25 protein-coding genes and 1 tRNA gene are annotated in these 26,452 nt (G+C 65.8%); 7 read left to right on the top strand and 19 right to left on the bottom strand.

The annotated features are described in order from the left end of the window. Positions 1 to 6: 6 nt before the first annotated feature. The 11 genes from G6N13_RS14605 to fadD1 all read right to left on the bottom strand — a co-directional run bounded on the left by G6N13_RS14605 (position 7) and on the right by fadD1 (position 9,479). The gene (locus tag G6N13_RS14605) at positions 7 to 1,338 is read right to left on the bottom strand and encodes a F0F1 ATP synthase subunit B/delta (protein ID WP_163698082.1); all 1,332 of its coding nucleotides are present in this window, start codon (positions 1,336 to 1,338) and stop codon (positions 7 to 9) included. 3 nt (positions 1,339 to 1,341) lie between these two features. Further along, complete coding sequence (locus G6N13_RS14600; protein ID WP_163698080.1) at positions 1,342 to 1,878, bottom strand: F0F1 ATP synthase subunit B; 537 nt, start codon at positions 1,876 to 1,878, stop codon at positions 1,342 to 1,344. A 5-nt stretch (positions 1,879 to 1,883) separates the two neighbouring features. Continuing rightward, a complete protein-coding gene (locus tag G6N13_RS14595) occupies positions 1,884 to 2,135 on the bottom strand; it encodes a F0F1 ATP synthase subunit C (protein WP_005148260.1) in 252 nt (83 codons plus the stop codon). A gap of 70 nt (positions 2,136 to 2,205) precedes the next feature. Next, positions 2,206 to 2,961 carry a F0F1 ATP synthase subunit A gene (gene atpB / locus G6N13_RS14590; protein ID WP_163698078.1) on the bottom strand — a complete coding sequence of 252 codons (756 nt, stop codon included), beginning with the start codon at positions 2,959 to 2,961 and terminating at the stop codon, positions 2,206 to 2,208. Between the two features lie 7 nt (positions 2,962 to 2,968). Next, positions 2,969 to 3,451: an ATP synthase subunit I gene (locus G6N13_RS14585; RefSeq protein WP_163698075.1), complete on the bottom strand. Its 483-nt coding sequence runs from the start codon at positions 3,449 to 3,451 to the stop codon at positions 2,969 to 2,971. A gap of 236 nt (positions 3,452 to 3,687) precedes the next feature. Beyond that, a complete protein-coding gene (locus G6N13_RS14580; RefSeq protein ID WP_163698073.1) occupies positions 3,688 to 4,872 on the bottom strand; it encodes a glycosyltransferase family 4 protein in 1,185 nt (394 codons plus the stop codon). Then, positions 4,872 to 5,525 carry an L-threonylcarbamoyladenylate synthase gene (locus G6N13_RS14575; protein ID WP_163698071.1) on the bottom strand — a complete coding sequence of 218 codons (654 nt, stop codon included), beginning with the start codon at positions 5,523 to 5,525 and terminating at the stop codon, positions 4,872 to 4,874. Before G6N13_RS14575 ends, G6N13_RS14580 begins: the two co-directional genes overlap by 1 nt. Then, positions 5,522 to 6,382: a peptide chain release factor N(5)-glutamine methyltransferase gene (gene prmC, locus G6N13_RS14570; RefSeq protein ID WP_163698069.1), complete on the bottom strand. Its 861-nt coding sequence runs from the start codon at positions 6,380 to 6,382 to the stop codon at positions 5,522 to 5,524. The genes G6N13_RS14575 and prmC overlap by 4 nt, the downstream gene beginning before the upstream one ends. Next, a complete protein-coding gene (prfA, locus tag G6N13_RS14565; RefSeq protein WP_163698067.1) occupies positions 6,379 to 7,446 on the bottom strand; it encodes a peptide chain release factor 1 in 1,068 nt (355 codons plus the stop codon). Before prfA ends, prmC begins: the two co-directional genes overlap by 4 nt. A gap of 92 nt (positions 7,447 to 7,538) precedes the next feature. Next, positions 7,539 to 7,769: a 50S ribosomal protein L31 gene (gene rpmE, locus G6N13_RS14560; protein ID WP_163698065.1), complete on the bottom strand. Its 231-nt coding sequence runs from the start codon at positions 7,767 to 7,769 to the stop codon at positions 7,539 to 7,541. 138 nt (positions 7,770 to 7,907) lie between these two features. Continuing rightward, on the bottom strand, positions 7,908 to 9,479 hold the full coding sequence (fadD1, locus tag G6N13_RS14555; RefSeq protein WP_163698063.1) for a fatty-acid--CoA ligase FadD1: 1,572 nt from the start codon (positions 9,477 to 9,479) through the stop codon (positions 7,908 to 7,910). 173 nt (positions 9,480 to 9,652) lie between these two features. Here fadD1 and G6N13_RS14550 point away from each other — a divergent pair, with 173 nt between their 5' ends. Both G6N13_RS14550 and G6N13_RS14545 read left to right on the top strand, forming a co-directional pair. Further along, a complete protein-coding gene (locus tag G6N13_RS14550; RefSeq protein WP_163698061.1) occupies positions 9,653 to 10,279 on the top strand; it encodes a TetR/AcrR family transcriptional regulator in 627 nt (208 codons plus the stop codon). Positions 10,280 to 10,363: 84 nt separating this feature from the next. Continuing rightward, positions 10,364 to 11,167, top strand: coding sequence for an RsiV family protein (locus G6N13_RS14545; RefSeq protein ID WP_235677768.1), 804 nt, complete (start codon positions 10,364 to 10,366; stop codon positions 11,165 to 11,167). Positions 11,168 to 11,229: 62 nt separating this feature from the next. On the opposite strand, the gene rho is transcribed toward G6N13_RS14545, so the two are convergent. The 6 genes from rho to argS all read right to left on the bottom strand — a co-directional run bounded on the left by rho (position 11,230) and on the right by argS (position 19,869). Further along, on the bottom strand, positions 11,230 to 13,167 hold the full coding sequence (gene rho / locus G6N13_RS14540; RefSeq protein WP_163698059.1) for a transcription termination factor Rho: 1,938 nt from the start codon (positions 13,165 to 13,167) through the stop codon (positions 11,230 to 11,232). Positions 13,168 to 13,441: 274 nt separating this feature from the next. Continuing rightward, positions 13,442 to 14,386, bottom strand: a complete 945-nt coding sequence (thrB, locus tag G6N13_RS14535) for a homoserine kinase (protein WP_163698058.1) — start codon at positions 14,384 to 14,386, stop codon at positions 13,442 to 13,444. Between the two features lie 14 nt (positions 14,387 to 14,400). Beyond that, positions 14,401 to 15,486 (bottom strand): threonine synthase, encoded by a 1,086-nt coding sequence (thrC, locus tag G6N13_RS14530; protein WP_163698056.1) that lies wholly within the window; start codon positions 15,484 to 15,486, stop codon positions 14,401 to 14,403. Further along, complete coding sequence (locus tag G6N13_RS14525; protein ID WP_163698054.1) at positions 15,483 to 16,796, bottom strand: homoserine dehydrogenase; 1,314 nt, start codon at positions 16,794 to 16,796, stop codon at positions 15,483 to 15,485. The genes thrC and G6N13_RS14525 overlap by 4 nt, the downstream gene beginning before the upstream one ends. 5 nt (positions 16,797 to 16,801) lie before the next feature. Beyond that, a complete protein-coding gene (lysA, locus tag G6N13_RS14520) occupies positions 16,802 to 18,220 on the bottom strand; it encodes a diaminopimelate decarboxylase (protein WP_163698052.1) in 1,419 nt (472 codons plus the stop codon). Then, complete coding sequence (argS, locus tag G6N13_RS14515; protein ID WP_163698050.1) at positions 18,217 to 19,869, bottom strand: arginine--tRNA ligase; 1,653 nt, start codon at positions 19,867 to 19,869, stop codon at positions 18,217 to 18,219. Before argS ends, lysA begins: the two co-directional genes overlap by 4 nt. Before the next feature lie 264 nt (positions 19,870 to 20,133). Between argS and G6N13_RS14510 the strand changes: the two genes are divergently transcribed. Continuing rightward, positions 20,134 to 20,209 (top strand) — tRNA-Arg (locus tag G6N13_RS14510). A 130-nt stretch (positions 20,210 to 20,339) separates the two neighbouring features. Beyond that, the gene (locus G6N13_RS26205) at positions 20,340 to 20,765 is read left to right on the top strand and encodes a DUF4232 domain-containing protein (protein ID WP_163698048.1); all 426 of its coding nucleotides are present in this window, start codon (positions 20,340 to 20,342) and stop codon (positions 20,763 to 20,765) included. Between the two features lie 180 nt (positions 20,766 to 20,945). Here G6N13_RS26205 and G6N13_RS24570 read toward each other — a convergent pair whose 3' ends face one another. Continuing rightward, complete coding sequence (locus G6N13_RS24570; protein ID WP_220096755.1) at positions 20,946 to 21,230, bottom strand: hypothetical protein; 285 nt, start codon at positions 21,228 to 21,230, stop codon at positions 20,946 to 20,948. Positions 21,231 to 21,294: 64 nt separating this feature from the next. Here G6N13_RS24570 and G6N13_RS14500 point away from each other — a divergent pair, with 64 nt between their 5' ends. The 3 genes from G6N13_RS14500 (at position 21,295) to G6N13_RS14490 (ending at position 24,174) form a co-directional block, all read left to right on the top strand. Further along, the gene (locus G6N13_RS14500; RefSeq protein WP_220096754.1) at positions 21,295 to 22,389 is read left to right on the top strand and encodes a hypothetical protein; all 1,095 of its coding nucleotides are present in this window, start codon (positions 21,295 to 21,297) and stop codon (positions 22,387 to 22,389) included. A gap of 215 nt (positions 22,390 to 22,604) precedes the next feature. After that, positions 22,605 to 22,922 (top strand): integrase core domain-containing protein, encoded by a 318-nt coding sequence (locus tag G6N13_RS14495; RefSeq protein WP_235677767.1) that lies wholly within the window; start codon positions 22,605 to 22,607, stop codon positions 22,920 to 22,922. A gap of 49 nt (positions 22,923 to 22,971) precedes the next feature. After that, positions 22,972 to 24,174: a hypothetical protein gene (locus G6N13_RS14490; RefSeq protein WP_163698044.1), complete on the top strand. Its 1,203-nt coding sequence runs from the start codon at positions 22,972 to 22,974 to the stop codon at positions 24,172 to 24,174. A gap of 901 nt (positions 24,175 to 25,075) precedes the next feature. Here G6N13_RS14490 and G6N13_RS14485 read toward each other — a convergent pair. Beyond that, positions 25,076 to 26,311, bottom strand: a complete 1,236-nt coding sequence (locus G6N13_RS14485; RefSeq protein ID WP_235677766.1) for an IS4 family transposase — start codon at positions 26,309 to 26,311, stop codon at positions 25,076 to 25,078. Positions 26,312 to 26,452 lie beyond the last annotated feature (141 nt).

Raw genomic sequence — 26,452 nt, 5'->3', positions numbered from 1 at the left:
GGTCGGCTAATCAGGGAGTTGCGTCACGGCTGCCTCGAGCCGTGCGGACAACGTCCCGTCGATCACCTCGTCGCCGACGGCGACCGAAAGGCCGCCCAGCAGGGAGGGATCGATGTTCAGCTGCACCGAAACCGGGTGGTTGTAGATCCGGGTCAAGATCTCGGTCAAGCGCGTGCGCTGCGCCGCACCGAGCTCGGAAGCCGCACTCACGTGGGCGACGATCTCGCCACGGCGGGCGACCGCAAGCTGCGCCAGTGACAGCACCGCTTCGTCGGCTCGCTCGCCGCGCACCAGGCTGATCGTCTGGACCAGCAGGGCGGTCGCGGTCGCGTTTGCGCCGTTGCCGTCACCAAGAATCTTGCGCAGCAACGCGACCCGGCCCGCGGCAGGAGTCGTGTAATCGCCGAGAAGAGTGCTCAGCCGGGGCTGCTCGTCGAGAATGCGAGTGAAGCGGAAGAGCTGCTCCTCGACCTCATCGGCCTGCTCATCGCGCTCGGCGCGAAGTAGCAGGGCGAGCCGGGCGACGTGTTCGATGACGTCGACCAGATCCCCCGTGTGCGACCAGCGCACCGATCCCGCGGTCTCCAGCACCGCCAGGGCATTGGCCCCGACCTTGCCGTCGAGAAGCCGGTGCACCAGTTGCTTCTTGGCATCGGTCTCACCGGAGGACTGGGCCAGATGACGGGCTAGGATCGGCTCGCCGATCAGCAGCCCGGCCACCGAGGCGAGGTCATCGGACAGGCTCGACAGGTCTTCGGCGGACAACCCCGACGACACCGCGTCGAATTTCTCCACCACCGCGGCCTGCGCCTCGCGGCTGGCCGACCGCAGATCCGAACCCGTCTCCGGGGTGAAAGCGGCCGGCGCCATCGAGTCCAGTTCATCGAGGAACCGGTCGACGGTGGCCGACTGCGCCTGCGAATCAGCGACGTGGGCACGCACCAGCTCGCCCGCGCGTCGCACCGACTCGCTGCCGAGGTCTTGGCGCAGTTGCCGGATCAGCTGGGCGCGCAACAACTGAATTTGTTGTCCGCCTTGAACTTTGATCCGCTCGACCTCGACATCGGCTTGCGCGCGAAGCTGCTCGACGATGCGCTCGGCGTCGACTCGGGCCTCTTCGACGATGTGCTTGGCCTCGGCCTTGGCTTCGCCGACCCGCGCCGCGTGATGCTTGTCGGCGTCAGCAAGCCGCTTGGTGGCCTTGGAGCTGTCGTCGAGCTGCGTACGCACCGCGTCCTGCTGATTGGCCATCATGCGTTTCACCGGTGGCACCACGTACCGCCAGATGATCGCCACGATGACCAGAAAGCCGATGAGCTGTCCGATGAAGGTTGACATGTCCTACCTTCCCGGCGCCGTAGTCGCCGACTCGCTGGTGACGCCGTTAGTGAGGCTGACACCCAGGACCCGGCTGGCCAGCGTTGCCGACAGCGAGTCCACCGACGACCTCAGGTCGGCCGCGACGGAATCGCCTTGCAACGTGAGCTCATTGGCGGCCTGCTGCAGCATCGCCGCTGCTTCCTCGCTGGCGCGGCCCTTGTGCTCGTCGAGGATCTTGCGACCTTCCGACCTGGCCTCGTCGCGGATGGCGGAAGCCCCGGCGCGGGCCGAAGCCATCTCCTTGCGGTAATCGGAGTCGGCAGCGGCCTCGAACTCGTTGGCTTTGCGGTTGTCCTCGGTGGTCTTGGCGACCATCTTCTCGCGCTCACCGAGCACCTTCTGGATCGGCGGCACGACAAATGTGCCGATCACGGCCAGCACGATCAAGAAAATGGCCAGGACGAAGAAGAAGGTGCCGTTGGGGACGAGGAAGTTCTGGGTGCCACCAGCACTTCCTTCTTGACCGGCCGCCAACAGGGTGACGCTGTGCTCCCCCATGCGGACTAGGAAGCGCCAGGCGTGGCGAACACGAACAGGGCCATGAACGCCAGGTTGATAAAGTACGCCGCCTCCACCAGACCAACGGTGATGAAGAACGGCGTGAACAGCCGTCCCTGGGCCTCAGGCTGCCGGGCGATGCCGGAAATCAGGGCGTTGCCGGCGATACCGTCGCCGATGCCGGCGCCGATGGCACCGCCGCCCAAGATGAGGCCGCCGCCGATCAGGGCGCCAGCGACAATGGTGGGGTCTGCCATTCCTTATCCTCCTTGATTGCTGGTAGGACTCCTACCAGGCTGTGGGTGGTTCGGGGGTCGAACACGTCTTTCAGTGGTGCTCCTCATCCAGTTCCATGGACTGGCTGAAGTAGAGAATCGTCAACAGCGCGAAGATGAACGCCTGGATCAGGCCGACGAACAAGTCGAACGTCTTCCAGATCGCGTTGGGCGCCCACATGATGTAGGGCGGGAACAGCGCGATCAGCGCGACCATGATGCCGCCGGCGAAGATATTGCCGAAAAGTCGGAGTGACAACGAGATCGGCTTGGCGATTTCCTCGACGAGGTTGATCGGGGCCAAGAACGCGACGTGACCCTTCAGCACCTTGACCGGGTGGCCGATCAGACCGCGACGCCAGATGCCGGCCGCGTGGTAGCAGAGGAACACGAACAGCGCGAGCGCTAACACGAAGTTGATATCGGCAGCGGGCGGCTTGAGCAGCTCGTGGGTACCGCCGTCTGCGGTCCCGTACTGCACCGGCAGCACCGAGATCCAGTTGGCGATCAGGATGAAGATGAACAGCGTCACGGCCAGCGGTAGCACGAACGGGGCGACCTTCATGCCGATCGCCGACTCGATCTGGCCCCGCATCTGAGTGGTCAGGGTCTCCCAGAGCAGTTGCACACCGCCGGGCACACCTGTGGCCGTCACCTTCGCGCGCAGCACGAAGGCCAGAGCGATGACAACAGCACCGGCGATCGCCGTCGCCAGAACCGTGTCAGTGTTCACCGTCAGCCCCAGCCACTCGGCGGTGGGGTGATGGCCGACCTCGATGGCGGCCTCGGCGAGGATTCGTTCACTCATCGTGCGTTCAATCCTTCGGTGCTTCGTCGGCGGAGCCAGCAGCCCCGGGAGCCGTCGTTACGTCAGCCGCGTCGTCGTCTCCGGTGCGAATTTTTTTCCACACCGGCAACGCTGTGCTCAAAACCAGCAGAACTTGGAACAACGCCAAGCCAAAAAGCACGCCGAGCCCGAGCGGGCGGAACAGGATCGCGATGGTCAGCCCGATCGCGGTGATCACCAGCAGCCGCGTCGCCGAGTTGAGGGCCATCTTGCGCTTGAGCGGGTGATCCCCCGCGGTGATCGACTCCACCGACCGCTGCACGAGCACCGCGTTGAGCAGACCCAGCGCCAGGCCGACACCGAAGAAGACGCCGAACATGATGTAGGGCCCTGCCGTCGCGGCCGCAATGACGACGACCGCCGTCAGCACCGCGCAGATCGCAAGCAGCCGCACGGGCCGGAAGGCAACGGACGGGAACACCAACGGCGCATCGTGCGCTGGCGTCGTCACAGGTTCACCTCAATCTTGCGTTCGCGAGAGCCGGTCGAGCGATTTCTGCGTGCTGGCCCGCCGAGCGTATCGGAGGGCGACATGCGCGCTGGAATCACCCAAGGGGCAGCTCCCTTTGTCGGTCGTAAATCGGCTCCGATCGGGCGTGACTCCGATGGGCCGGGCCGGCAACCCGCGAGGTTTCTTCGGGTTCTGCCAGCACCGTACCACATGGTAGACGGCAGAAAACACGTCTACTACTTACTGTCGTAAAGTCCCTCGTAGTCGTCGTCGCGACGGCGCAACAGCGGGACCAAAGTGACCACGACGGCGACCACGATCGCGGCCAGCATGACCGCCCCGGTGTAGCGCGGATCGAAGAAAATGGTGGCGGCCGCGCCGAACGCGATGATGCCCACCCACAGGTAGATCAGCAGCACCGCGCGGCGATGCGAGTGCCCGATCTGCAGCAGCCGATGATGCAGATGCATCTTGTCCGGGCTCAGCGGACTGCGGCCGGCGCGGGTGCGCCGCACGATCGCCAGCAACGTGTCCAGAGCCGGCACCAGCATCACCGCGAATACCAGCAGGAACGGCGACAGCAGGGCGAAGACGTCCCGCGCGCCGTAGGCGCTCTGGGATATCGGGCCTGCCGCCGTGGTGGACGCGGCCGCCAGCATCAGGCCCACCAGCATCGAGCCGGAATCGCCCATGAAGATCTTGGCCCGGTAGAAGTTGTGCGGCAGGAATCCCAGACAGGCACCGGCCAACACCACCGAGATCACCGCCGGCGGGTAGAACAGCACGTCGCCGCCGTGATCGCGGAGCAGGCCGACCGAGAAGACGCAGATCGCCAGAGCGGTGATCAGCCCGAGCCCGGCGGCCAGTCCGTCGAGCCCGTCGACGAAGTTCATCGCGTTGACGATCGACACCGTGAGCGCCAGGGTCAGCAGGATTGATGACACCTGGTCCAGCACGATCGTGCCGACCCCGCCGATCGGGATGTACAGCACGCTCCAGGCGACACCCATGGTGACCAGCACGCTGGCCGCGGTGATCTGCCCGGCGAATTTCGTCAGCGCATCCAGGCCCCACCGGTCATCGATCAATCCGATCCCCATGATCAGCCCGCCGGCGACCACCACCGCGGGCATGCCCGAGGAGTAGATGAAACCGCGGGCCAGCGCCGGCAGCTGGGAAGCCAGGAAGACGGCGGTGACTACCCCGACGTACATCGCCAGCCCGCCCATGCGCGGGGTCGGTTTGATGTGCACGTCGCGCTCGCGCGGGTAGGCCACCGCGCCCAGGCGGGTGGCCAGCACGCGGACCCAGCCGGTGCCGAAGTAGGTGATGATCGCTGCGGTCAGACCGACAAGTGCCAACTCGCGCAATGGAACACCGGCGCCACGGTCGGCGAGGGTGCTCGCCAAGAGCGCAACCATCAGGCCGTCAGGGAGGCGACGTCGGTCCCGAGCACCTCGGCGATGGCCGCGGCGCTGATCGGACCCTCCCGCAACAGACGCGGGGTGGAACCGGTGAGGTCGACGATCGTCGAGGCGGCCTGTTCCTGGGATGGCCCGGCATCGAGGTACACCTGAACCAGATCGGCGAGCTGACGCTGGGCTTCCTCGGACGTCGTGGCCGCCCGACGCCCGGAGAGGTTGGCGCTGGACACCGCCATCGGGCCGGTCTCGCGCAGCAGTTCGATGGCCACTGGGTGCAGCGGCATCCGCAGCATAACGGTCCCCCGGGCGTCGCCGAGATCCCACTGCAGCGAGGGGGCTTGCTGCACAACGAGGCTCAGCGCACCGGGCCAGAAGGCGCGGATCAATTCACGGGCGCTGTGCGGAACGGAGTACACCAGACCTTCGATGGTGTGCCAGGAACCGACCAGCACGCCGACCGGCATATCGCGGCCGCGGCCCTTGGCGGCCAGGAGCGCGGCGACAGCCTCGTTGTCGAAGGCGTCAGCGCCGATCCCGTAGACGGTGTCGGTGGGCATCACCACCAGTCGGCCGCTCTTTACCGCGGCAGCGGCCGCGGTGATGGCCTCGGCGCGCTGGCTGGCGTCGGCACAGTCGAACACCTGGGTCACGCTGGCTCCTTCGTGTCGCGTCGGTCGCGGCAGGCCGTCACGAACCGGGGCCGGCCGGCCAGATCGCGACGTGGGGTTATTGACGTGAAAACCCTCGTGCTGCTAATGGTTTCGACGGTGTAATCCGATGTGGAGTCGTCATGCTCGACGGCGAACAGGCCGCCGGGCTTGAGCCAGTCGCCGGCCAGACTCGCGATCGGCACGATGACGGCCATACCGTCGGTGCCGCCGAACAGCGCATGCGCCGGGTCATGGTCGGCCACTTCGGGATCCAGCACTGCCCCGGCGGGGATGTACGGCGGATTGGACACCACGAGGTCGACGCTACCGCGCAGCTCTGTGAGTAACCCGGGGACGGTGACGTCGGCCTGCACCAACTCGACCGTCGTCGATTCGGCATTACGGCGCGCGTAGTCCAGTGCGGTCGCGTCGTCATCGACGGCGATCACCCGTGCCCGCGGCCAGTGCGTGGCCAGCGCGACGGCCAGTGCACCCGATCCGGTGCACAGGTCCACGATCAGCGGATGCGCGGGCAGGCTTTGGGCCATGGCCCATTCCAGCAGGGCTTCGGTCTCCGGGCGCGGGATGAACACCCCGGGCCCGACCCGCAGCTCCAGCGGCCCGAACGCCGCCGAGCCGGTGAGGTGTTGCAGCGGGATCCGGCTGCGCCGAGCGCCGATCACCTCGTCGTAGCGGGTGAAGAAATCGGCGTCGGGCTCGTCGATCGCGGCCAGCCGGCCACGGTTGACGCCGACCAGGTGCGCGGCCAGCAGCTCAGCATCGGTGCGCGCCGAGTCGATACCCGCCTCGGCGAGGGCAGCGGTAGCCATATCAATGGCTTGCCGCAGGCGCGTCATGCCTGCTGCAGCCTTGCCTGCTTATCGGCCTCGGCCAGCGCGTCCAGCAGCGGGTCGAGCTCGCCGTCGAGCACCTGGTCGAGGTTGTGCGCCTTGAAATTGATCCGGTGATCGGCGATCCGGTTCTCCGGGAAGTTATAGGTGCGGATTCGCTCGCTGCGGTCGACGGTGCGGATCTGACTGGCCCGGTCGGCGGAGGCATCCGCTGAAGCCTGTTCTTCGGCCAGCGCCTGCAGACGCGCGGCCAGCACGATCATCGCGCGGGCCTTGTTCTGCAGCTGGGAGCGCTCGTTCTGGCAGGTCACGACGATACCGCTGGGCAGGTGCGTGATCCGGACCGCGGAATCGGTGGTGTTGACGCCCTGGCCGCCCTTGCCGGAGCTTCGGTACACGTCGATCCGCAGGTCGGACTCGTCGATCTGGACGGCCTCGACGTCTTCAGGTTCGGGATAGACCAGAACACCGGCAGCCGAGGTGTGCACCCGGCCCTGCGATTCGGTGACCGGCACCCGCTGGACACGGTGCACGCCGCCCTCGAACTTCATCCGCGACCAGACGCCGTCGGCCGAATCGCCCTTGCTGCGGATGGACAGTGTGGCGTCCTTGTAACCGCCGAGATCCGACCATGTCTCGTCGAGCATGGTGACGGTCCAGCCGTGCCGCTCCGCGTACCTGATGTACATCCGGGCCAGGTCGCCGGCGAATAGCGCCGACTCCTCTCCGCCCTCACCGGATTTGACCTCGAGGACGATGTCATCGGCGTCGTGCGGATCACGGGGAGCCAGCAGGTCGGTGAGGTGGGCGTCGAGCTCGGCGACCCTGGCCTCCAGCTCGGGCACCTCCGCGGCGAACGAGGAGTCCTCGGCAGCCAGCTCGCGGGCGGCGTCGAGGTCGCCGCGTGCGGTCTCCAACCGGCGGTAGGTCGTGACAATCGGTGCCAGCTGGGCGAAGCGGCGCCCGACTCGGCGGGCGTTGCCCGCGTCGTTGTGCAGGGCAGGATCGGACAGCTGACGTTCGAGGTCAGCGTGTTCGGTCAGCACGGCTTCAACCGTCGCGTGCGTCATGTCTGGCTTCTCCTCTCCGACTCAGCTGCTCCCAAACGCAAACCGACGCCCGGCCTGCGCACTAGGCGGCAGAGCGGGCGTCGGTAAGACAGCTACTTGTCGGCCGAATCCGCCGTCTTGCGCTTGCCATAGCGCTTCTCGAAGCGGGCCACGCGGCCGCCGCTGTCGAGGATCTTCTGCTTGCCGGTATAGAACGGGTGGCACTGGGAGCACACCTCGACGGTGATTTGGCCGCCGTCCTTGGTGCTACGGGTGGTGAACGAGTTGCCACAACCGCAGACCACGTTGGTCTCGGCGTAGGCGGGATGAATCCCTGTCTTCATGGTGTCCTCTGCATTCGGTGGTCGCCGGGTCGCCCTACTGTTTTACCTGGTAATCGAGCGTGAACCGGTACCTGAGGTGGTCGACGGCCCAGTATGCCAGGTTGACCGTCACCTGCCCAAACACGTCGTCGTCCCGGGCTATTCCGCGTAGCTCGTGGCCCGGGCGGCGCGCGTCCAGACCACACCTGCTCCCGGCTGCGTGCCGCGGGCGATGAGCTCCCGTTTGAGCACCTTGTTGGTGGCGGTGGCCGGCAGTTCGTCGGCGACCCAGACGTGCCGCGGCCACGCCTTGGGCGACAGATCGGACTGCTGCGCCAAGAACTCGGCGAGGTCTGCCGGGGCGAGCTGGGCACCGTCGGCCAGCACGATCGCCGCCATCACCTGATCACCTGTGTGCTCGTCGGGCACCGGGTACACCGCCACCTGGCTGACCTGGGGCAGCCGCTGGATGATGCGCTCGATGGGCGCGGCGGCCATGTTCTCGCCGTCCACCCGCATCCAGTCCGCGGTGCGCCCGGCCAGGAAGATCCAGCCGTCGGCGTCGCGGTAGCCGAGGTCACCGGACCAGTACATACCATGCCGCAGGCGTTCGTCGGTGGCATTGCTGTCGTTGTAATAGCCGCCGAACATGCCCCCGCCAGTGGTGTTGACGATCTCGCCGATCGCCTCATCCGGGTTGGCCAGCGCCCCGCTTTCGTCGAAAACCGCTGTGGCGCACTCTGTTCGAGTCTCCGAGTCATAGATGGCCACACCAGGAAACCCGCGGCCGACCGAGCCGGGTGGACAGTCGTCCTCGCGGGTGATGATGATCGCGCCCTCGGTGGAGCCGAATCCGTCCCACACCGCGCAGCCGAAACGGCGGCTGAATTCGGCGATGTCGCGGTCGGTGGCCTCGTTACCGAAGGCGACCCGCAGGGGGTTGTCGTGGTCGTCGGGCTGTTCCGCGGTGGCCAGCACATAGGCCAGCGGCTTGCCGACGTAGTTCATGTAGGTGGCGCCATAGCGGCGTAGATCGGCCAGCAGGCCAGATGCCGAGAACGACGCGGGCGCCATCGCCGCGCCCGCGTTGAGTGCCACCGCCCAGCCCGCCATCAACGCGTTGGAGTGAAACAGCGGCATCGACAGGTAGCAGACATCGGCGGCAGTGATCGCGAACCGGTCGACCAGCGCGACACCGGCGAACGGAACCATCATCTGGGCGACCTGGACCGCCTTGGGTTCACCGCTGGTGCCGGAGGTGAAGATCAGCATGAACGTGTCGGTGGCGGTGACTTCCCGGTAAGGGGTCAGCTCCCCCGCTTCAGCCAGCAGGGCCGCCCATTCGGGAGCGTCGACGTCAAACACCCTGACTCCCGGCAGGTCCAAGCCCTCGAGCAGCTCGCGATCGGCCGAATCGGTGAGCAGGATCTGACAATCGGCTTTGACGATGTCACGAGCCAGTGCGGCGCCGCGGCGGGTGTTGTTCACCCCGCACAGCACGTAGCCGCCGAGGCCGGCGGCCGCCATGGCGGTGAGCATCGCGGGGGTATTACCCAGCAGCGTTCCCACGTGCAACGGCCGGTCCGGGTCAGCGATCGCGATCAGTGCGGCGGCCTGTCGGGCGGCCTCGTCAAGATGTTCGCGCCACGTCCACACCTGCTCGCCGAACTTCACCGCCGGGGTGGATTCGTCGAGACGTTCGCGGAGCAGCTGCTGGACAGTCTCGGCCACGGAACTCCCGTCTTCGGTCATCTCCCGCGATATGCGGTGCGCTACGTCACAATAGAAGCGCAGGGTAAACAGAATGACAAATCTGTCCACCACGCACCGGCCCCCTCGCGGGCCCGGGTTTGGAAGGATGTCCGCATCGGGAATGTCGCGTCGATACGAGGAGGATCACGAGGGTGACTGCCAGCGCCGACGCCGACAGCCAGCAAGCGGCCAGATCCGTCCAGGAACGACTGGTCGACGCCGCTGAACTCTGTCTGCGAGCCAAAGGCATTCGAGCAACGACGGTATCCGAGGTGGCCGAGGCCGCAGGCGTATCGCGAGGCTGGCTGTATCGGCACTACCCCGACAAGGCGTCCCTGTTGGGTGCGGCGATCGTGCGCCTCAACAACGCGTTCTGGGCCGAATCGCATCAGGTATTGGACGCGATCGACGCCTTCGAAGAGCAATTGGCAGTCGGGGTGCGACTGGGCCGCAGCGCCTACGACTCCCCCGGCGCGCTCGTGATGCAGCTGCGCCGCGACGAACCTGAAGAGTTCGCGGCCTGCGCCGGCGCCGGTGTGCAGGGCCTGGTGCCCGATCTCGGGCGGTTCTGGCAGCCCTACCTGGAAGCGGCGCGCGATCGGGGTGAGATCCACGCTGAGACGCAACTCGACGAGGCCGCCGAGTGGGTGGCCAGGCTTCAGATCAGCCTCGGCACCGTTCCCGGCGAGACACTGGACCCCGACGACTACGACGCGGTGCTGCGGTTCATGCGCCGATACGTCCTGCCGGGCTTGCGCGTGGCACCCGCGGCACAGTAAAGCTGTACTGCGAAAACTGTTGGGCGACAGGCGCTGTCATGATCTATTCACGGCGCCGGGCACCCGCCTGACAGAATGATAGCCATGAGCACACGCAGCCATCGAGGAGCGGTCGTCGTCGTGGCGTTGGCAATCGGGCTCACCGCCTGTGGTGGGTCCGCAGGCACCAAGGGCACCACGACAGGGACCTCCAAGGCCGCTACGACATCGGCCAGTGCCGGCGCGTCACCTACTACGGCCGCGCCGACCAGCGGCGTCTCTAACAAGCAGAAGTACTCGGTCACCCGTTCCACCGCCGGAGATGCCACCACCGACGGCCGGGGCCGCTGGACACTGGTGGTCGACACCATTACCGGTGGTGATCCCCGGGTCGCCGGGGCGTTCAACAACGCAGTGCACGCATCAGCGTCCGGACAGCTCGAACCGGTCAAGACCAGCGCCGATCCGGACGGGACCTGGACGTTTGAGACCCAGCCACAGATCTACTTTGGCGGTGCATCGGTGTCGGAACTGATCAGCGGCATTTATGTGCATGTTCCGTCGGCTCATCCGAGCAGCTATGTGAGCACCGTGGTGATCGACTCGCGGTCGGGTAAGCCCGTCACGCTCGCGGATCTGTTCATCGATCAACAGGCCGGCCTAAATCGGCTCTCGGAGCAGACGAAGGCGCTGCTGCCCGGGGTCAGCGGAGTCGGGCCGACGCCGATGCCCGACGAGCCGGGCAACGCGCCGACAGAGGCGAACTTCGCCAATTGGATCCCCACGCCCGATGGGCTGGAGATCCACTTCGCCGACTACCAGTTCTTCCACGGGACGCCGACGATCACGGTTCCGTGGTCGGCGTTGGACGGGCTGCTGGCGCCCGGGATGGACGCGCTGCGGACGTAGTCCGGGAACTTCTGCGCGGAAACGTTCGCGCAGCGACGGTTAGCGCCGCCGAAATCGCCGGGCTAGTCGAGATCCCCGTTGCCGGAGTTACCGCCGCCGCCCGGTGCCGTCTTGGACACCTGCACCAGGAACTCGTAGTTGTTCTTGGTCTTGCGCAGCTGGCTCATCAACAGGTCGATGGCTTGGTGGCTGTCGAGGCCGGAGAGCACACGACGCAGCTTGTGCACGACGGAGAACTCATCGGGGCTCAGCAGCAGCTCGTCCTTGCGGGTACCCGACGGGTTGACGTCGACCGCCGGGAACACCCGGCGCTCGGCTATCTTGCGGTCGAGCTTGAGCTCGGCGTTGCCGGTGCCCTTGAACTCCTCGAAGATCACCGTGTCACCGGTGGAGCCGGTCTCCACCATGGCCGTCGCGATGATCGTCAGCGAGCCACCGTGCTCGATGTTGCGGGCGGCACCCAGGAAGCGCTTGGGCGGATACAGGGCGGTCGAGTCAACACCACCGGACAAGATGCGGCCAGACGCCGGGGAGGCGTTGTTGTAGGCGCGGCCCAGCCGGGTGATCGAGTCGAGCAGCACGACGACATCCTTGCCCTGCTCGACCAGGCGCTTGGCGCGCTCGATGGCCAGCTCGGCAGCCTGGGTGTGGTCTGACGGCGGGCGGTCGAAGGTGGAGGCGATGACCTCACCCTTGACCGAGCGCTGCATGTCGGTGACCTCTTCAGGTCGCTCGTCGACCAGCACCACCATCAGGTGACACTCGGGGTTGTTGCGGGTGATCGCGTTGGCGATGTCCTGCATGATCGTGGTCTTACCGGCCTTGGGCGGCGACACGATGAGGGCACGCTGGCCCTTGCCGATCGGCATGATCAGGTCGATCACGCGGGTGGTCAGCCGGTCAGAGGTGGTCTCCAGGCGCAGCCGCTGATTCGGGTACAGCGGGGTCAGCTTGGTGAAATCGGGCCGGTTTCTGGCCTCTTCGACCGGACCGCCGTTGACGCTGTCGAGGCGAACCAGCGGGTTGAACTTCTGGCGCTGGTTCTGGCCGCCCTCGCCCTCCTTGGGCATCCGGACCGCGCCGGTGACGGCGTCACCGCGGCGCAGGCCGTTCTTGCGGACCATGTTCATCGAGACGTAGACATCGTTGGGGCCGGCTAGGTAGCCCGAGGTGCGCACGAATGCGTAGTTGTCGAGCACGTCGAGGATGCCGGCAACCGGCTGAACGACGTCGTCCTCGCGGAGTTCGGCCTCATTGCCGCCGCCTTCGCCGGGGGTGCGCTCGCCACGACGGCGACGGTCACGGAACCGGCGGCCGCGACGGCCCTGGCGGCCGTCGTCGTCATCATCGTCATCGCGATTCTGCTGGTTGCCGCGATTCTGCTGGTTGTCGCGATTTTGGTTGTTATCGCGGTTCTGGTTGCCACGATTCTGCTGGCCACCCTGGCCGGACGCCTCGCGGTTCTCCGACCGACTCTGGTTCGGGTTCTCGCGCTTTTCGCCCTGCTCAGGGCTATTGTCCTGCGACTTCTGCTCGGTGTTCTCGGCGCCAGCGGAGCCGGCACCACGGGTTGCGGCCCGGCGCTCACGGCGTCGCGGCTCGCCACCGCCGTTGGACTCGGTCTTCTCGGTGGCCTGATGGGGCTCACTTGCCTGCTCGGCAGGGGCTTCGACTTGTGCCTTGGCGGCGCTATCAGTGGCGTTATCGGCGATTTTCTCGGCCTTCTCGGCGCTGTGGTTGGCACCGTTGCCGCCGCTCTGGCGCTCCTTGATCGCGGCGATCAGGTCGCCCTTGCGCATCCCGGAGGTTCCCTTGACGCCGACCTGGTTGGCCAGGGCACGGAGCTCGGGCAGGACCATCGTGGACAGAGAACCGGCCCGGCCCGCATCCCCGCTCGGGGCGGCCTGCGAACCAGGCGCCGAGGGGATTTCTGCGGTCGCGGCGGGCGCCTCCGTCTGCGGTGCGCTATCTCCAGCCGTGATGAGGTCCGTATCGGTCACGGATTTCCTTTCTTCCCTCACCGTTTCGTCGGGGCAAGGGGTTCTGGCATTCAGCCGATTCGCTGAATGCGAAGTCTCACCATCGTCTGCGTCAACGGTGATCGCCGGAGTTCGCCGCATCTGGCGAACCGTCAGTCCACGAGTTGAACACAAGAGAAATTGGTGGTCGTCCTAGTGTCGGCGCAGGAACAGTCGCTGCGTTTGCCTGGACGGGACCGAGAATAGCCCCCTTGAGCGCCGGAAAGCAAGGAATCACCACCGGCGTGTGTGCAACTCAACGACTGACCGGGACACCCGAGCTCCAGCGAACTGCTTCGCCGATGCCCATCTCGGTGACGGTGAATCCCTTCGCGGCGCCGAATTCGACGGCCTCGGCCGGCAGCTCTGAACTGGTTGTCAGAGCCAGGACCGCTGGACCTGCGCCGGACAGCACCGCTGCCACCCCACAACGCCGCAGCACCTGCAGGTATTCCGCCGAGGCAGGCATGGCCGGTCCGCGTTGGGGCTGATGCAGCACGTCGTCGGTGGCCGCCATCAGCAAGTCCGGTCGCTCCGTGAGGGCGACAACCAGCAATGCCGCCCGGCTCAGATTGAAGCGGGCGGCTTGATGCGTGACGTGATCGGGCAACAGCACCCGGGTCTCGGCGGTCGACGATCGCACCTGCGGGATTCCCGGGAACAGCCGGATATCGGGGTGCAGCCGCAAACCGGCCGCCGCATACGTCGGGGGCGCGGTCTGGGCGTCGGCCCACGACACCACCGCCCCACCGAGTACCGAAGCCGATGCGTTGTCGGGGTGCCCCTCGAATTCCGATGCCAGCTGGATCAGCTCCGCATCGGTCAGTGGCTCCCGATCCGCTTGTGTCAGAAGGCCATTCGCGGCCGCCAACCCGCCGACGACGGCCGCGGCCGACGAGCCGAGACCCCGCGAGTGCGGGATCGCGTTGCGGCAGCACACCACCAGCCCCGCGGCGTCCGCCCCACCCGCCGCCAATCCGCGGTGCAGCGCCCGAACCACCAGATGCTCGGGGCCCAGCGGGACTTGTCCGGCCCCCTCCCCCTCGACCTCGATGGTCAGTCCGGCGTCAGTGGTCTCGACAAGGATCTCGTCGTAGAGAGCCAGCGCCAGGCCGAGACTGTCAAAGCCGGGGCCGAGGTTGGCACTGGATGCCGCGACGGTGGCGCTGGCAGTAAGGCCGGCAGGTAGGTTCAGGGTCACCGAGAATCCGTCTCTCAGACCAGGCCCAGCTCGGCGACGACGGCACCGGGATCGACCGCGATGGCCTTCACCGTGGGCATGTCGCGCAGGGCGGTGTCGGGATCCTTGAGGCCGTTGCCGGTCACGGTGCACACCACCGTGGAGCCGGGCTTGACCCAACCGTCCTCGATCGATTTGAGCAGCCCGGCGATGCTGGCCGCCGACGCCGGCTCGACGAAGACTCCTTCGGCCTCAGCGACCAGGTGATATGCGGCCAGGATCTCCTCGTCGGTGGCGGCCAGGAACCGGCCACCGGATTCCTGCTGCGCGGCCACGGCGCCATCCCAGGACGCGGGCGCACCGATCCGGATGGCGGTGGCAATCGTCTCGGGGTTGCTCACCGGCTGACCGGACACCAGCGGGGCGGCGCCGGCGGCCTGCGTGCCCAGCATCCGGGGCAGCTTGTCGGTCAGCCCGTCGCGGTGGTACTCGGTGTAGCCCATCCAGTACGCGGTGATGTTGCCGGCATTGCCGACCGGCAGCGAGTGCACGTCAGGAGCCGTTCCCAGCGCGTCCACGATCTCGAACGCTGCGGTCTTCTGGCCCTGGATGCGCACCGGGTTGACGCTGTTGACCAGGGCGATCGTCGGGTAGTCGTTGGTGAGCTTGCGGGCCAGCTCCAGGCAGTCGTCAAAGTTGCCGTCGACCTGAATGATCTTGGCGCCGTGCATAACTGCCTGAGCCAGCTTGCCCATGGCGATCTTGCCCTGCGGGATCAGCACCGCGCAGGTGATACCGGCACGGGCGGCGTAGGCCGCTGCGGAGGCCGAGGTGTTTCCGGTCGAGGCGCACAGCACCGCCCGCTGACCACGAGCAACGGCGTCGGTGACGGCCATGGTCATGCCACGGTCCTTGAAGGAACCGGTGGGATTGAGGCCTTCGACTTTCAAATGAACTGTGCAACCGGTCTTTTCAGACAGCCGCGGCGCGCTGATCAGCGGGGTGCCACCCTCGAGCAGGGTAATAGGCGTCCAGTCGACAGCCACCGGCAGCCGGTCTCGATACGCGGCGATCAGCCCGGGCCACGGGGTATGCACGGCTTGCGATCTCGTCGAGCTCATTCGCTGGTTCCTTCCAAGCGCAGCACGCTGTCGACCTCCTGGACGGCGTCGTGGTCAGCCAGCGCGGCAACAGTCTCGGATAGCGCGGCATCGGTTGCACGGTGGGTCACCACCACGATGCGCGCACCGCTGCCGCCGCTGATGCCTTCCTGACGGACCTCGGCAATGCTGACTTCCCGCTTGGCGAATTCAGCTGCCACCGAGGACAACACACCGGGCCGGTCGGCGACGGTCATGCTGACGTAGTACCGGGTGGGGATGATTCCTATCGGCGCGATCGGCAGCTGGGCATACTTGGACTCACGCGGCCCGCGACCGCCCTGCACGCGGTTGCGCGCGGCCATCACGAGATCGCCCATCACCGCCGACGCGGTCGGGGCACCGCCGGCGCCCTGGCCGTAGAACATCAACCGACCAGCCGCCTCGGCCTCGACCACTACGGCATTGAATGCCCCGTTGACGGTGGCCAGCGGGTGGCTCAGCGGCACCAGTGCCGGGTAGACGCGCGCCGAAACCCGCTGTTGGCCATCGCTTCCGGTGACCCGCTCGCAGATCGAGAGCAGCTTGATGGTGCACCCCAGCGCCTTGGCCGAGTCGAAGTCCTCCGGGGTGATTTTGGAGATGCCCTCGCGGTAGACGTCGTCGGCGGTGACCCGGGTGTGGAAGGCGATGGACGCCAGGATCGCGGCCTTGGCCGCCGCATCGTAACCCTCGACGTCTGCGGTGGGGTCGGCTTCGGCGTATCCCAGTGCACTCGCGTCGGCCAGCGCCGAGTTGTAATCAGCTCCGGTGGAAGCCATTTCAGACAGGATGTAGTTGGTGGTGCCGTTGACGATGCCCGCCACCCGCAGCACGGTGTCACCGGCCAACGATTGGGTGAGCGGTCGAATCACCGGGATGGCGCCCGCCACGGCCGCCTCGAAATACAGGTCGACGTGCGCGCGTTCGGCGGCCTGCGCCAGCTCGCCGGTGGACTGGGCCAGCAGCGCCTTGTTGGCCGTCACCACCGACTTCCCGCCTTCGAGCGCCGTCAGAATCGCCTTGCGGGCCGGTTCCACCGGGCCCATGACCTCAACGACCAGATCGACGTCCTCGCGGGAGACCAGCTCCTCGACGTTGTCGGTGAGCAGCTCCACCGGCAGGCCGCGGTCGGCGGAGACGTTTCGCACCGCGACGCCGCGCAGTTCGAGCGGGGCACCAATGCGCGCCGCCAGGTCGGACGCGCTCTCCTGGATGATCCGGGCAACCTCACTACCGACGTTGCCCAGCCCCAATATCGCCACACCAATTGCCTTGTCAGGTGTACTCATTGGCTCTACCTCACTTCCAAACTCAGCAGGTCATCGACGGTCTCCCGGCGCAGTATCAGACGGGCCCGCCCATCTGACACGGCTACTACGGCGGGACGGCCGATCAAGTTGTATCGACTCGACATCGCATAGCAATAGGCGCCGGTAGCGGCCACCGCGAGCAGGTCACCTGGATGGACATCGCCGGGAATCCAGGCATCGCGGACCACGATGTCACCGCTCTCACAGTGCTTTCCGACCACCCGGGACAGCTCAGGCGGAGTTCCGGTGACGCGGGAGACCAGCCGAACGTCGTATTCGGAGCCATAGAGTGCCGGGCGAATGTTGTCGCTCATCCCGCCGTCGACGCTGACGTAGCGCCGGGTCTTGTCGGACCCGATGACCACATCCTTCACGGTGCCGACTTCGTAGAGCGTCACCGTGCCTGGCCCGGCGATCGCACGCCCCGGCTCGACGACTAGTCGCGGCGCGGGCAGACCGACGGCCGCCGACTCGCTGCGCACGATCGCGTCGAGCTTGGTCGCGAGATCCTCGATCGGCGGCGGATCATCTTGTGGCAGATAGGAAATGCCCAATCCCCCGCCGAGGTCGACGACGGCGATCTGCGCGGTCTTGTCCACCCCGAACTCGGCGACGACATCACGCAGCAGTCCGATGACCCGGTGGGCGGCCAACTCGAAGCCCGCCACATCGAAGATCTGCGAACCAATGTGACTGTGCAAGCCGACCAGGCGCAGGTGATCGGTGGCGAAGACCCGGCGCACCCCGACCATGGCGGCCCCGCTGGCCAGCGAGAGTCCGAACTTCTGATCCTCGTGGGCTGTCGCGATGAACTCATGAGTGTGCGCTTCCACGCCGACGGTGACCCGGAGCAGCACGTCCTGGACCACACCGGCGTCACCGGCGACGGTATCGAGGCGTTCGATCTCGGTCATCGAGTCCAGCACCACGTGGCCGACCCCGGCCTTGACCGCGGTGGTCAGCTCGTCGACGGATTTGTTGTTGCCGTGGAAAGCGATTCGTTCGGGCGGGAATCCGGCGTGCAGCGCGACGGCGAGCTCACCGCCGGTGGCGACGTCCAGCGACAACCCCTCCTGGTCCACCCAGCGCGCAATTTCACTGCACAAGAAGGCTTTACCCGCGTAGTGCACGTTGTGTCCACCGCCGAACGCCGCCGCGATCTCGCGGCAGCGGCCGCGGAAGTCGCCCTCGTCGATGACGAACAGCGGGGTGCCGTACTCGGCGGCCAGCTCGCTCACGGTCACCCCGGCGATAGACACCTCGCCGTCGGAACCACGAACAAGGTTGCGCGGCCATACATTCGGCGCGAGCGCAAGTGCGCCGGCGGCGGTCAGGGGGCGCGCGGGCACCCCGCCGTGGTGGATCTCTTCGGCGTGGCGCGGGCCGGCGGGGTGAGCGTTCACATCCGCTCCGGTGCAGACACGCCCAGGATCCCCAGACCGTTGGCGATTACCTGGCGGGTGGCCGCACACAGAGCGAGCCGCGCGCGATGCAGATCGCCGGGCTCTTCATCGCCCATAGGCAGCACCCGGCACGAGTCGTAGAACCGGTGGTAGTCACCGGCCAGGTCTTCCAGATAGCGGCACACCCGATGCGGCTCGCGCAGCGAGGCACCGGCTTCGAGCACCCGAGCAAACTCGCCGAGGTTGCGGATCAATACACCCTCTTTGTCATGGGTGAGCAGTTCCAGATGCGCGGTGTCTGGGGCCAGCCCAAGCTCGGCGGCGTTGCGGGCCAGTGCCGAGAGCCGGGCGTGTGCGTATTGCACGTAATAGACCGGGTTTTCGCTGGACGCCGATGACCACAGCTGCAAATCGATGTCGATCGGGGTGTCCACCGAGGAACGGGTCAGCGAGTAGCGGGCCGCGTCCACCCCGATGGCCTCCACCAGGTCGTCGAGGGTGATGACGGTGCCCGCCCGCTTACTCATCCGCACCGGCTGGCCGTCGCGCACGAGGTTGACCATCTGACCGATCAGCACCTCGACGGTGTCGGGATTGTCACCGAGGGCGGCGGCGGCCGCCTTGAGTCGGGCGATATAACCGTGGTGGTCGGCACCGAGCATGTAGATACACAAGTCGAAGCCGCGTTGCCGCTTGTCCAGGTAGTAGGCCAAGTCGCCGGCGATATAGGCGGGCTGCCCGTCACTCTTGATGACGACCCGATCTTTGTCGTCACCGAATTCCGTTGTGCGCAACCAGGTTGCGCCATCCTTCTCATAGATATTGCCGGTCTCGCGCAACTTGGCGATAGCCTGGTCGACCCGCCCGCTGGTGTGCATCGAATCTTCGTGGGTATAGACGTCGAAGTCGGTGCCGAACTCGTGCAGCGAGTTCTTGATGTGGGTGAACATCAGGTCCACTCCGATGGAGCGGAAGGTCTCCTTCTGCTCCTCACCGTTAAGGCTCAGCGCATCAGGGGATTTAGCCAGCACCTGTTCGGCAATGTCCTTGATGTAGTCACCGGCGTAACCGTCCTCAGGGGCGGGCTGGCCGGTGGCCGCGGCGATCAGAGAGTTGGTGAACCGGTCGATCTGCGCACCGTGGTCGTTGAAGTAATACTCCCTGGTGACCGCCGCACCCTGGGTGCTCAACAGCCGGCCCAACGCGTCGCCGACCGCAGCCCAGCGGGTACCACCGATGTGGATGGGGCCGGTCGGGTTCGCCGAGACGAATTCGAGGTTGATGTTGGTGGCGTCGAGCTCCGCTGAGTTCCCGTAGCGCGCACCGGCGTCCAGGATGTTGCGCACGATGACCCCCTGCGCGGAGGCTTCGATGCGAAGGTTGACGAAGCCCGGCCCGGCGACGTCGGCGGCGGCGATACCGTCGGCAGCGACCAGCGCAGCAGCCAGCCAACCGGCCAGCTCGCGGGGGTTGGCGCCGACCTTTTTGCCCAGCTGAAGGGCCAGGTTGGTGGCGTAATCGCCATGCTCGGGATTGCGCGGACGCTCGACAGTCACCGTCGCGGGCAAGGCGGCGGGATCCAGGTCATGCTCGACGAGCACCGCGGCGGCGGTGCTCTTCAGCAGGTCGGCGAGGTCGGCGGGCGTCACGAGGGTCCATCCTATGGTCTGGCGTGGTCAGCGCCCGAATCCGGATCCCCGGCGGGCAGGAGCGCAGCGACCCGGGAACCAGGCCGAGCGGGCAGGAGCGCAGCGACCCGGGAACCAGGCCGAGCGGGCAGGAGCGCAGCGACCCGGGAACCAGGCCGAGCGGGCAGGAGCGCAGCGACCCGGGAACCAGGCCGAGCGGGCAGGTCGGAGTGGTCCATGAAATGCGTTAGGCTGTCGAAGCCCATTGGCGCAGTTGTTTCGTGCGCCCCCGTAGCTCAGGGGATAGAGCGTCTGCCTCCGGAGCAGAAGGCCGCAGGTTCGAATCCTGCCGGGGGCACCACCGTTTGACCGGTCATCATGTTGCTTCCGCGCGCGACCGCCCCATTAATTGATTAGGCCGTAAATATGCGCCTCGGCGATTAGGGTTTACGCACCGGCCTCGAGATTCGAAGGCGGGGAGGGCGAACCCGATGAGACGCTCAATATATGTGGTGTCCGCGGCCATTGCGGCTGTGCTCGCGCTGCCGGCATCGACGAATACGGCGGCGGCGACACCGTGGTGCGGGGCCGACTCCCTGAGCCTCAGCACTACTCCACCGATGTGTCCGACAGAGGATAACTCGCGCTACCTCTACTTCTCCGTGCTGTTGACGAATACTTCCGCACAGACCTGCACCCTGCAGGGCTACCCCGGCGTGGACGGCACAACCAACCCTCACTACGGCGTCCCCCCAGACCCTTCCGACCCGCCGTTCAGCGGGATCGTCAGCGCCGCGAGAACGGGCGGCGATGAGCAGCCTGTCGTGCTGGCTCCCGGAGCAACAGCCAGCAGCGACTGGGCTTTCAGCCGAAGACAGGCGACCCCATCGCCTGGCCCCCCACCACTGTCGTCGTGACCCCACCGGACACCACCACCCAGCTGCAGACTCGGTGGCCGGCGGAATCACCGTTCAACTCATCAATGACGGGACCTACCCCGTCGTCACCATCGACCCACTTCAGCCGTTTGCATGAACGCCGTTACGACAATCGCATCACTGACCACAAATCCGTGACGATTATCAACTAGAAGACTGTCAGTAGTAGGTGGCGTCGGGTACGGTCCAAACCAGCAAAGATTCATACGAGTTACAGGGGATTTTGATGGGGCGGGTTGGAGCTAAAAACAGCAACGCGTTGCTCGGCGCATTGGTTTCGAGTGCGCTCGCAGCAGGGGCGTTCGCAGCACCACCGCCGGCCCACGCATCGTGCTTCTCGGCCTTCGGGTTTAACAACGGCAACGGTTGTATCAGCAACCTGACCACGATCGCGATCGGGATCGGCGACGGCGCAACCGCGAGTGCCACCAGCGGACTGTTCACCAGTGCCATCGCCCTCGGCACCAACGCGCACGCCACGACCAGCCTGAGTGCCTTCATGTTGGCTTTGGCCGCCGGCGACAATGCCGTGTCCGAGTCCCTCGATTCGTTTCTCGGATGGAACCTGCAATTTGGGCCCGGCACTGCGTCAACTGTCGGAGGCCTCTTCAATTTCGTCCTCGGCATCTCGCCAGACGGCATGACTCCGAATGTCACCGGCGCCGTCGGCCTCGGCAATATCGCAGTGAAAATCGGCGCGGGCACGACACAGGCACTCGGCGCCTTCAATGTGGTCCTCGGGCTGATGAGCGGCAACGCCAACACACAGTCGGCGGGCGCATCGGGGATCGCCAACTTCGTGATGCAGGCCGGGGCGGGTACCGCGGCAGCAGTCGGCTTGCTTAACGCCGCCCTCAGCATCGTGATCAAGAACAGCGGGTTGCAAACCGTCTCAGCGGGCGTCCTCGGCACACTTGCGCTCAACTTTCTCGGCGACGGCGGCACCGCGGCAACGCAGGCCGAATTCAGCTCCGCCCTCAATTTCCTGGGCACCAACATCGTGACCACCGCCGGCATACTCAGTACCGCACTCAACTGGCTGGGCACCGGCAACAACATTTCAGTGACGGGGCTGTTCCCCTTCGCCACCTTCGGCACGGCGTTGAACTTCTTTGGCTCCGACAACGTCCTGAAGACCGTCGGTGGCCCGCTGGCAATCATCGCGTCCTTCTTCCAAGAGGCCGGGAACGTCATCCAAAACGGACCAGGCATCAGAATCACCGGGCCATTCCACCTCGATCTACCATCTCTTGCGCACCAATCCGCAGCCAGCGTGACAAGGGCGTCCGCTACCGCAGTTTCCGATCGCAGCTCAAAAGCAGCGGCGCGGACCCACTCAGACGACGGCGGTGCAGCGGCCACGCCGGCCGCCGCCGACGACGCCACCGACGATGTCACCGTGACTGCCGCCGTGACTCCTGCCGACGACAGCACCACGACGGTTGCCCCGCGCGCTGCCCGGGGCGGCGCCCACCGGATATCCAACGCCCCGAGTACCACCTCTGACGCGGGCAGTAAGAAAACCAGCGGCGCGTCCGCATCTGACGACACGAAGACCGCAGCGGCTTCGCGCAGCGCCGGAGGCAAACACCCGAAGCACTAAGCCGCGCTGCAACGTTCCTCATCACGCGATTGGCGAATAGCTGTTCGGTGCGCGCGACCGTCAGATCGCCCACTCACCGGGACTACACGTGAGCTGTGGGCAAGAAACACTGCTCGGCGACCGCACAGCGGGTGGACATCTGGACCTGCCAGCCCGGCGTTCCGGGTGGTCAAAAGGAGTGGGACAGGGGTGCAAGAAGTTCACCAGCTGGGAAAGTGACGAGAAGATGCACCGGAAACGCTGTCAACGGGTTTCAGGCGTTCACCACGCTGTGCCGCACCGTGGGGATTCGCCAGTCGATGGGTCGGGTCGGATCGTGTTTCGATAATGCCGCCGCGGAGGCGTTCTTCTCCTCGCTGGAATGGGAAGTGTTGTCCCGCAATCAGTTCCGTAGTGCGGTTCATGCGCAGGCGGTAGTTATCGACTGGTGCTATACCTTCTACAATCACCAACGCCGGCACAGCGCCGCCGACGGGCTATCGCCCGTCAACTATGAGATCAGGGAATCCAAGACCAGGCTGGGAGCGGCATAGGAAACCCTCCACGATTTCGGGGAACCACAGACCCCTAAAGTAACGGGCTATGTCGATGAATCAAGTAGGGGCCAAAGGCGGCATCTTGCTCAGCGCATTGGTGTCCAGTGCGCTTGCAGTTGGGAGCGTCAGCGAAGCACCGACGTCACATGCGAGCTGCTTTTCGGCGTTCGGCATCGGCAACGGCAACGGCTGCACAAGTAACCTCACCAGCATCGCCATCGGGATCGGGAACGGTGCGGTCGCCAACTCCAGCACCACGTTCTTCGGCGGTGCCATCGGGATCGGGAACGGTGCGGTCGCCAACTCCAGCACCACGTTCTTCGGCGGTGCCATTGCATTCGGCAACTACGCCAGCGCGGCCGCGGCTGCCTCGACCGCCTTCAGCCTCCTGTCTTTCACAATCGCGCTCGGCGACAATGCGAAAGCCTTAGCGTTCCCGTCCATTCTCAGCATGGCCGTGCAAGTCGGTGAAGGCGTGACCACCACCCTGGGTGCGCTCAATTACGCCCTCGGCATCTCCACAGGAGGAACGCAGACAACGGGTGCCGCGGGCATCGGCAACGTCTCCGTGCAATACGGGCCGGGCAACATCGTCAACATCGGCAGCATGAATTTTGCCTTCGGCATCAATCCCGGCGGCACAACCCAGTCGATCACCGTCGGCGGCCTGGGCTCTCTTGCACTCAACCTTCTCGGCGACGCGAGCACCCTCATCGCGCAGGGAATCTTTAGCAGTGGCGTCAACGTCATGGGTAAGCACGTGATGGCGGTCGCGGAAGGGGTGTTGAGCAACGCCATCAATTACATGGGCAACGACAATAAGATTACGGTGTGGGGTTCATTACCCAACACAACAGCGAGCTGGGCGTTCAACCTGTTTGGCAGCGGGAACACGGTCAAGGCCGGGCCCGGACCATTCGCCGTCGCGGTGTCGTTCCTGCAAGACCTCGCGACAGTCATCAAATCCAGTCCGGGCATTAATATCAATGGATTTGCGCCGTTCGCGGCGGCACCGGCGGCCTCCAGCAAGCGGTCCTCCGTGGTGGCAGCGGTGTCCAATGGGAGCAGCGAGGAGACCTCCGCGCCAACGGCCGCCACTGCCAGCGGCAAGAAGACAAGCCCGCAATCCACCCGCGCCATCGCTCCGAAGCGCCCTGGGACATCATCGGCCTCAAGCGCCAGTGGCACGAAATCGGCCAACTCGTCGACATCTGGCGCTACGGGCAAGAAGAACGCTCGCCAGCGCTGAAGCCGGCAAGGCCGGACACGGACCGTCCCGTGCAACAACGGTGATGGCGGCAAATCCGGTGTAAGTGCCGGCGAAAGTGGCACCCGGCGGCGGTAACGGGAAATACCGGCGTCACCCCACCGCCGTCAACGGCGGGACCGTCGGCACGGATGGGTACCGGTGGTGCAGGCGGTACTCAGCTCTGCGGACCGGTAGCTCGGCGCATCTGAAAACAGCGCTATACAAGGGTTCGGACGATCAACCCGAAAAGAGGAATCGAGCAGGATTTGCCGCCTGATCCGCGGCTCAGAGAACGCCTGTGCCATCAAATTCGGTCCAGATTTCCCATCGATCGAAAGGTCAAAGGCAGTACCCGCTCACCCACCCAAATTGCTGAAACCGGTGGATCGAAAGTTTGCCACGGCCGGGCATGTCCCATTGCCACCATGTCGACTCAGAAGCACTCGCAAACCTGGGAGCTCAACCATGGCTGGAAAGGCCCTTCCTCGAGCCACAGCAGCAGTGGTCCCAAGGCGGCCAACTCCAGCCGCACCTCAGCGACGAAACCGAGTAGCAGTGCCGTCAAGGCATCTGCCGGCAAAACTCATTTGTCCACGGTCACGTATTTCCCCAGGGGTTGCCGTCACGTAATTCCCCAGGTTCAGGTGCTGCTGCGGTGAGCGTAGCGAACCGCTAAGTGGGTGTCAGGTGGTCTTGGTGCCAATGCCGTTAACTTTGTAGGCGGGTGAGTCGGATGTCGGGTGGCCCTCGGTGTCTGATGTTTTTGTGGTCCAGGGTTTTTCGCGGAAACTTTGTGCCGCTGGCTCGTTTGGTGACGCGGGGGTAGGTGCGGTGCCGTCTGGCCGGGTTGGGTCGCTGGAGGATCTCGGCGACGGCGTGACGCAGGCTGGTGGCGAGTCGGTTAGGGGGAAAAACCCGCCTGCCCGGTGACGTGGCGGCGGACGATGCGCAGGGTGCGGATGAACGACATCCGTAGCGGGTCGAGTCCGTCGGGGTTGGTGGCCTCATACATCAGCGCGCGGATCGCGTAGTGGGTCAACAACAGCGCCCAGATCTCTTGGCGCACCATCTCGGGGCTGTGCGAGCGCAGGACCCGGTAGCTGCCGCGTTGGCGGGTTTCGATCTCGGCGAGGCTGGATTCGAATTCCCAGCGTTGGTGATAGACCGCGGCGAGCTCGGTGGCGGAGGCTAGCTCCGGATCGAGGATGGTGGTGATCAGCCGGATGGGCGATCCGCTGTGGGTCTCGCGGTTGGTGATGTCGTACTCGATGACGCGCACCATGGGGCCTCGAGGGACGGCGTGCAGGCCGCGGGCCTCGTGGCGTCGCAGGCGTTGACGTTCGATGGTGGTCAGCAGCACGCTCAGATACGAGCCGTCAGCCAGGTCGGTGACTACGTGCAATTTCAGTGCTGACTGCACCCGCCACAGCAATTCGGCGCCGGTCGCAGTGGCCTCCTGCCAGAATTCGCGGCTGTAGAACCCGCGGTCGGCAAGCACGAGCATCCCGGGTTCGACACTGGCCAGCAAGGGGCGGGCGAGTTCACGCTCGTCGACGAGGACGCCACCGAGGTGGGCGTCGATCACCGCGTGGGTGCCGCATTCGCCCAGTCCGAGCACCTTGACCTTCGGGTAGGGGGCGTCCAGGCCCTGGCTGACACCGCGACCGAAGGCGTCTTCGTTGTCGGCGGTGTCGGGAACGTCGAGTTGGACGCCGTCGATGGCCATCACCCGCAGATCCCCCAGCCACGCGCCCGGCGTGCCTGCCCCGGCCAGCGGCCGGGCGACCCGCGTAGAGCTCGCGGATCGGTTCGGCACCCAGCCGGGCCGGGCTTGGCACAGCGCTGAGGAGGTGGGCAGCTGCCAGTCCTCGTCCCAGGACCGCAGAAACCGCAACCCGTCGACGAGTTTGCGCATTACCTCTTCGTAGGCGTCGTCGAAGAACAACGTCATAGCCAGCACGAAGTAGGCGACCACCCGGGCCGGCAGCAGCCGACGGCGCCGTTCGGTGCGGCCGGTGTCGGCGAGCACCTCGTCGACGAGATCGCGGTGCACCAGCCTGGTCAGCACACCCAAGCCGATCCGGTCGGTCAACCGGTCCCTACGACCGCTTTCACCACCGGCACCCTCGTCGACCACACGAATAAGTGTGATGCGTAATCCTTTGCAGCGCAATACTTCTAGGAGCCAATCTGAGGCGCGAAGAACGTGCCGGCCAACACATCACCTTCGCTCGATCGGCACCGTTCACATCCACTGAACACGCTCTACAGCAACAGC

The organism is Mycolicibacterium sarraceniae (genome assembly GCF_010731875.1).
Taxonomy (GTDB): Bacteria; Actinomycetota; Actinomycetes; order Mycobacteriales; family Mycobacteriaceae; genus Mycobacterium; species Mycobacterium sarraceniae.
The sequence above is the reverse complement of the archived record's forward strand: the minus strand, read 5'-3'. Positions and strand labels throughout refer to the sequence as shown.

What these genes read in the sequence shown, in the direction of transcription:
- G6N13_RS14605 (WP_163698082.1), bottom strand. Translation starts at nt 1,338, where the DNA reads ATGTCAACCTTCATCGGACAGCTCATCGGCTTTCTGGTCATCGTGGCG.
- G6N13_RS14600 (WP_163698080.1), bottom strand. Translation starts at nt 1,878, where the DNA reads ATGGGGGAGCACAGCGTCACCCTGTTGGCGGCCGGTCAAGAAGGAAGT.
- G6N13_RS14595 (WP_005148260.1), bottom strand. Translation starts at nt 2,135, where the DNA reads ATGGCAGACCCCACCATTGTCGCTGGCGCCCTGATCGGCGGCGGCCTC.
- atpB (WP_163698078.1), bottom strand. Translation starts at nt 2,961, where the DNA reads ATGAGTGAACGAATCCTCGCCGAGGCCGCCATCGAGGTCGGCCATCAC.
- G6N13_RS14580 (WP_163698073.1), bottom strand. Translation starts at nt 4,872, where the DNA reads ATGGTTGCGCTCTTGGCGAGCACCCTCGCCGACCGTGGCGCCGGTGTT.
- prmC (WP_163698069.1), bottom strand. Translation starts at nt 6,382, where the DNA reads ATGACGCGCCTGCGGCAAGCCATTGATATGGCTACCGCTGCCCTCGCC.
- prfA (WP_163698067.1), bottom strand. Translation starts at nt 7,446, where the DNA reads ATGACGCACGCGACGGTTGAAGCCGTGCTGACCGAACACGCTGACCTC.
- rpmE (WP_163698065.1), bottom strand. Translation starts at nt 7,769, where the DNA reads ATGAAGACAGGGATTCATCCCGCCTACGCCGAGACCAACGTGGTCTGC.
- G6N13_RS14545 (WP_235677768.1), top strand. Translation starts at nt 10,364, where the DNA reads ATGAGCACACGCAGCCATCGAGGAGCGGTCGTCGTCGTGGCGTTGGCA.
- thrC (WP_163698056.1), bottom strand. Translation starts at nt 15,486, where the DNA reads ATGAGCTCGACGAGATCGCAAGCCGTGCATACCCCGTGGCCCGGGCTG.
- G6N13_RS14525 (WP_163698054.1), bottom strand. Translation starts at nt 16,796, where the DNA reads ATGAGTACACCTGACAAGGCAATTGGTGTGGCGATATTGGGGCTGGGC.
- G6N13_RS26205 (WP_163698048.1), top strand. Translation starts at nt 20,340, where the DNA reads ATGAGACGCTCAATATATGTGGTGTCCGCGGCCATTGCGGCTGTGCTC.
- G6N13_RS14490 (WP_163698044.1), top strand. Translation starts at nt 22,972, where the DNA reads ATGTCGATGAATCAAGTAGGGGCCAAAGGCGGCATCTTGCTCAGCGCA.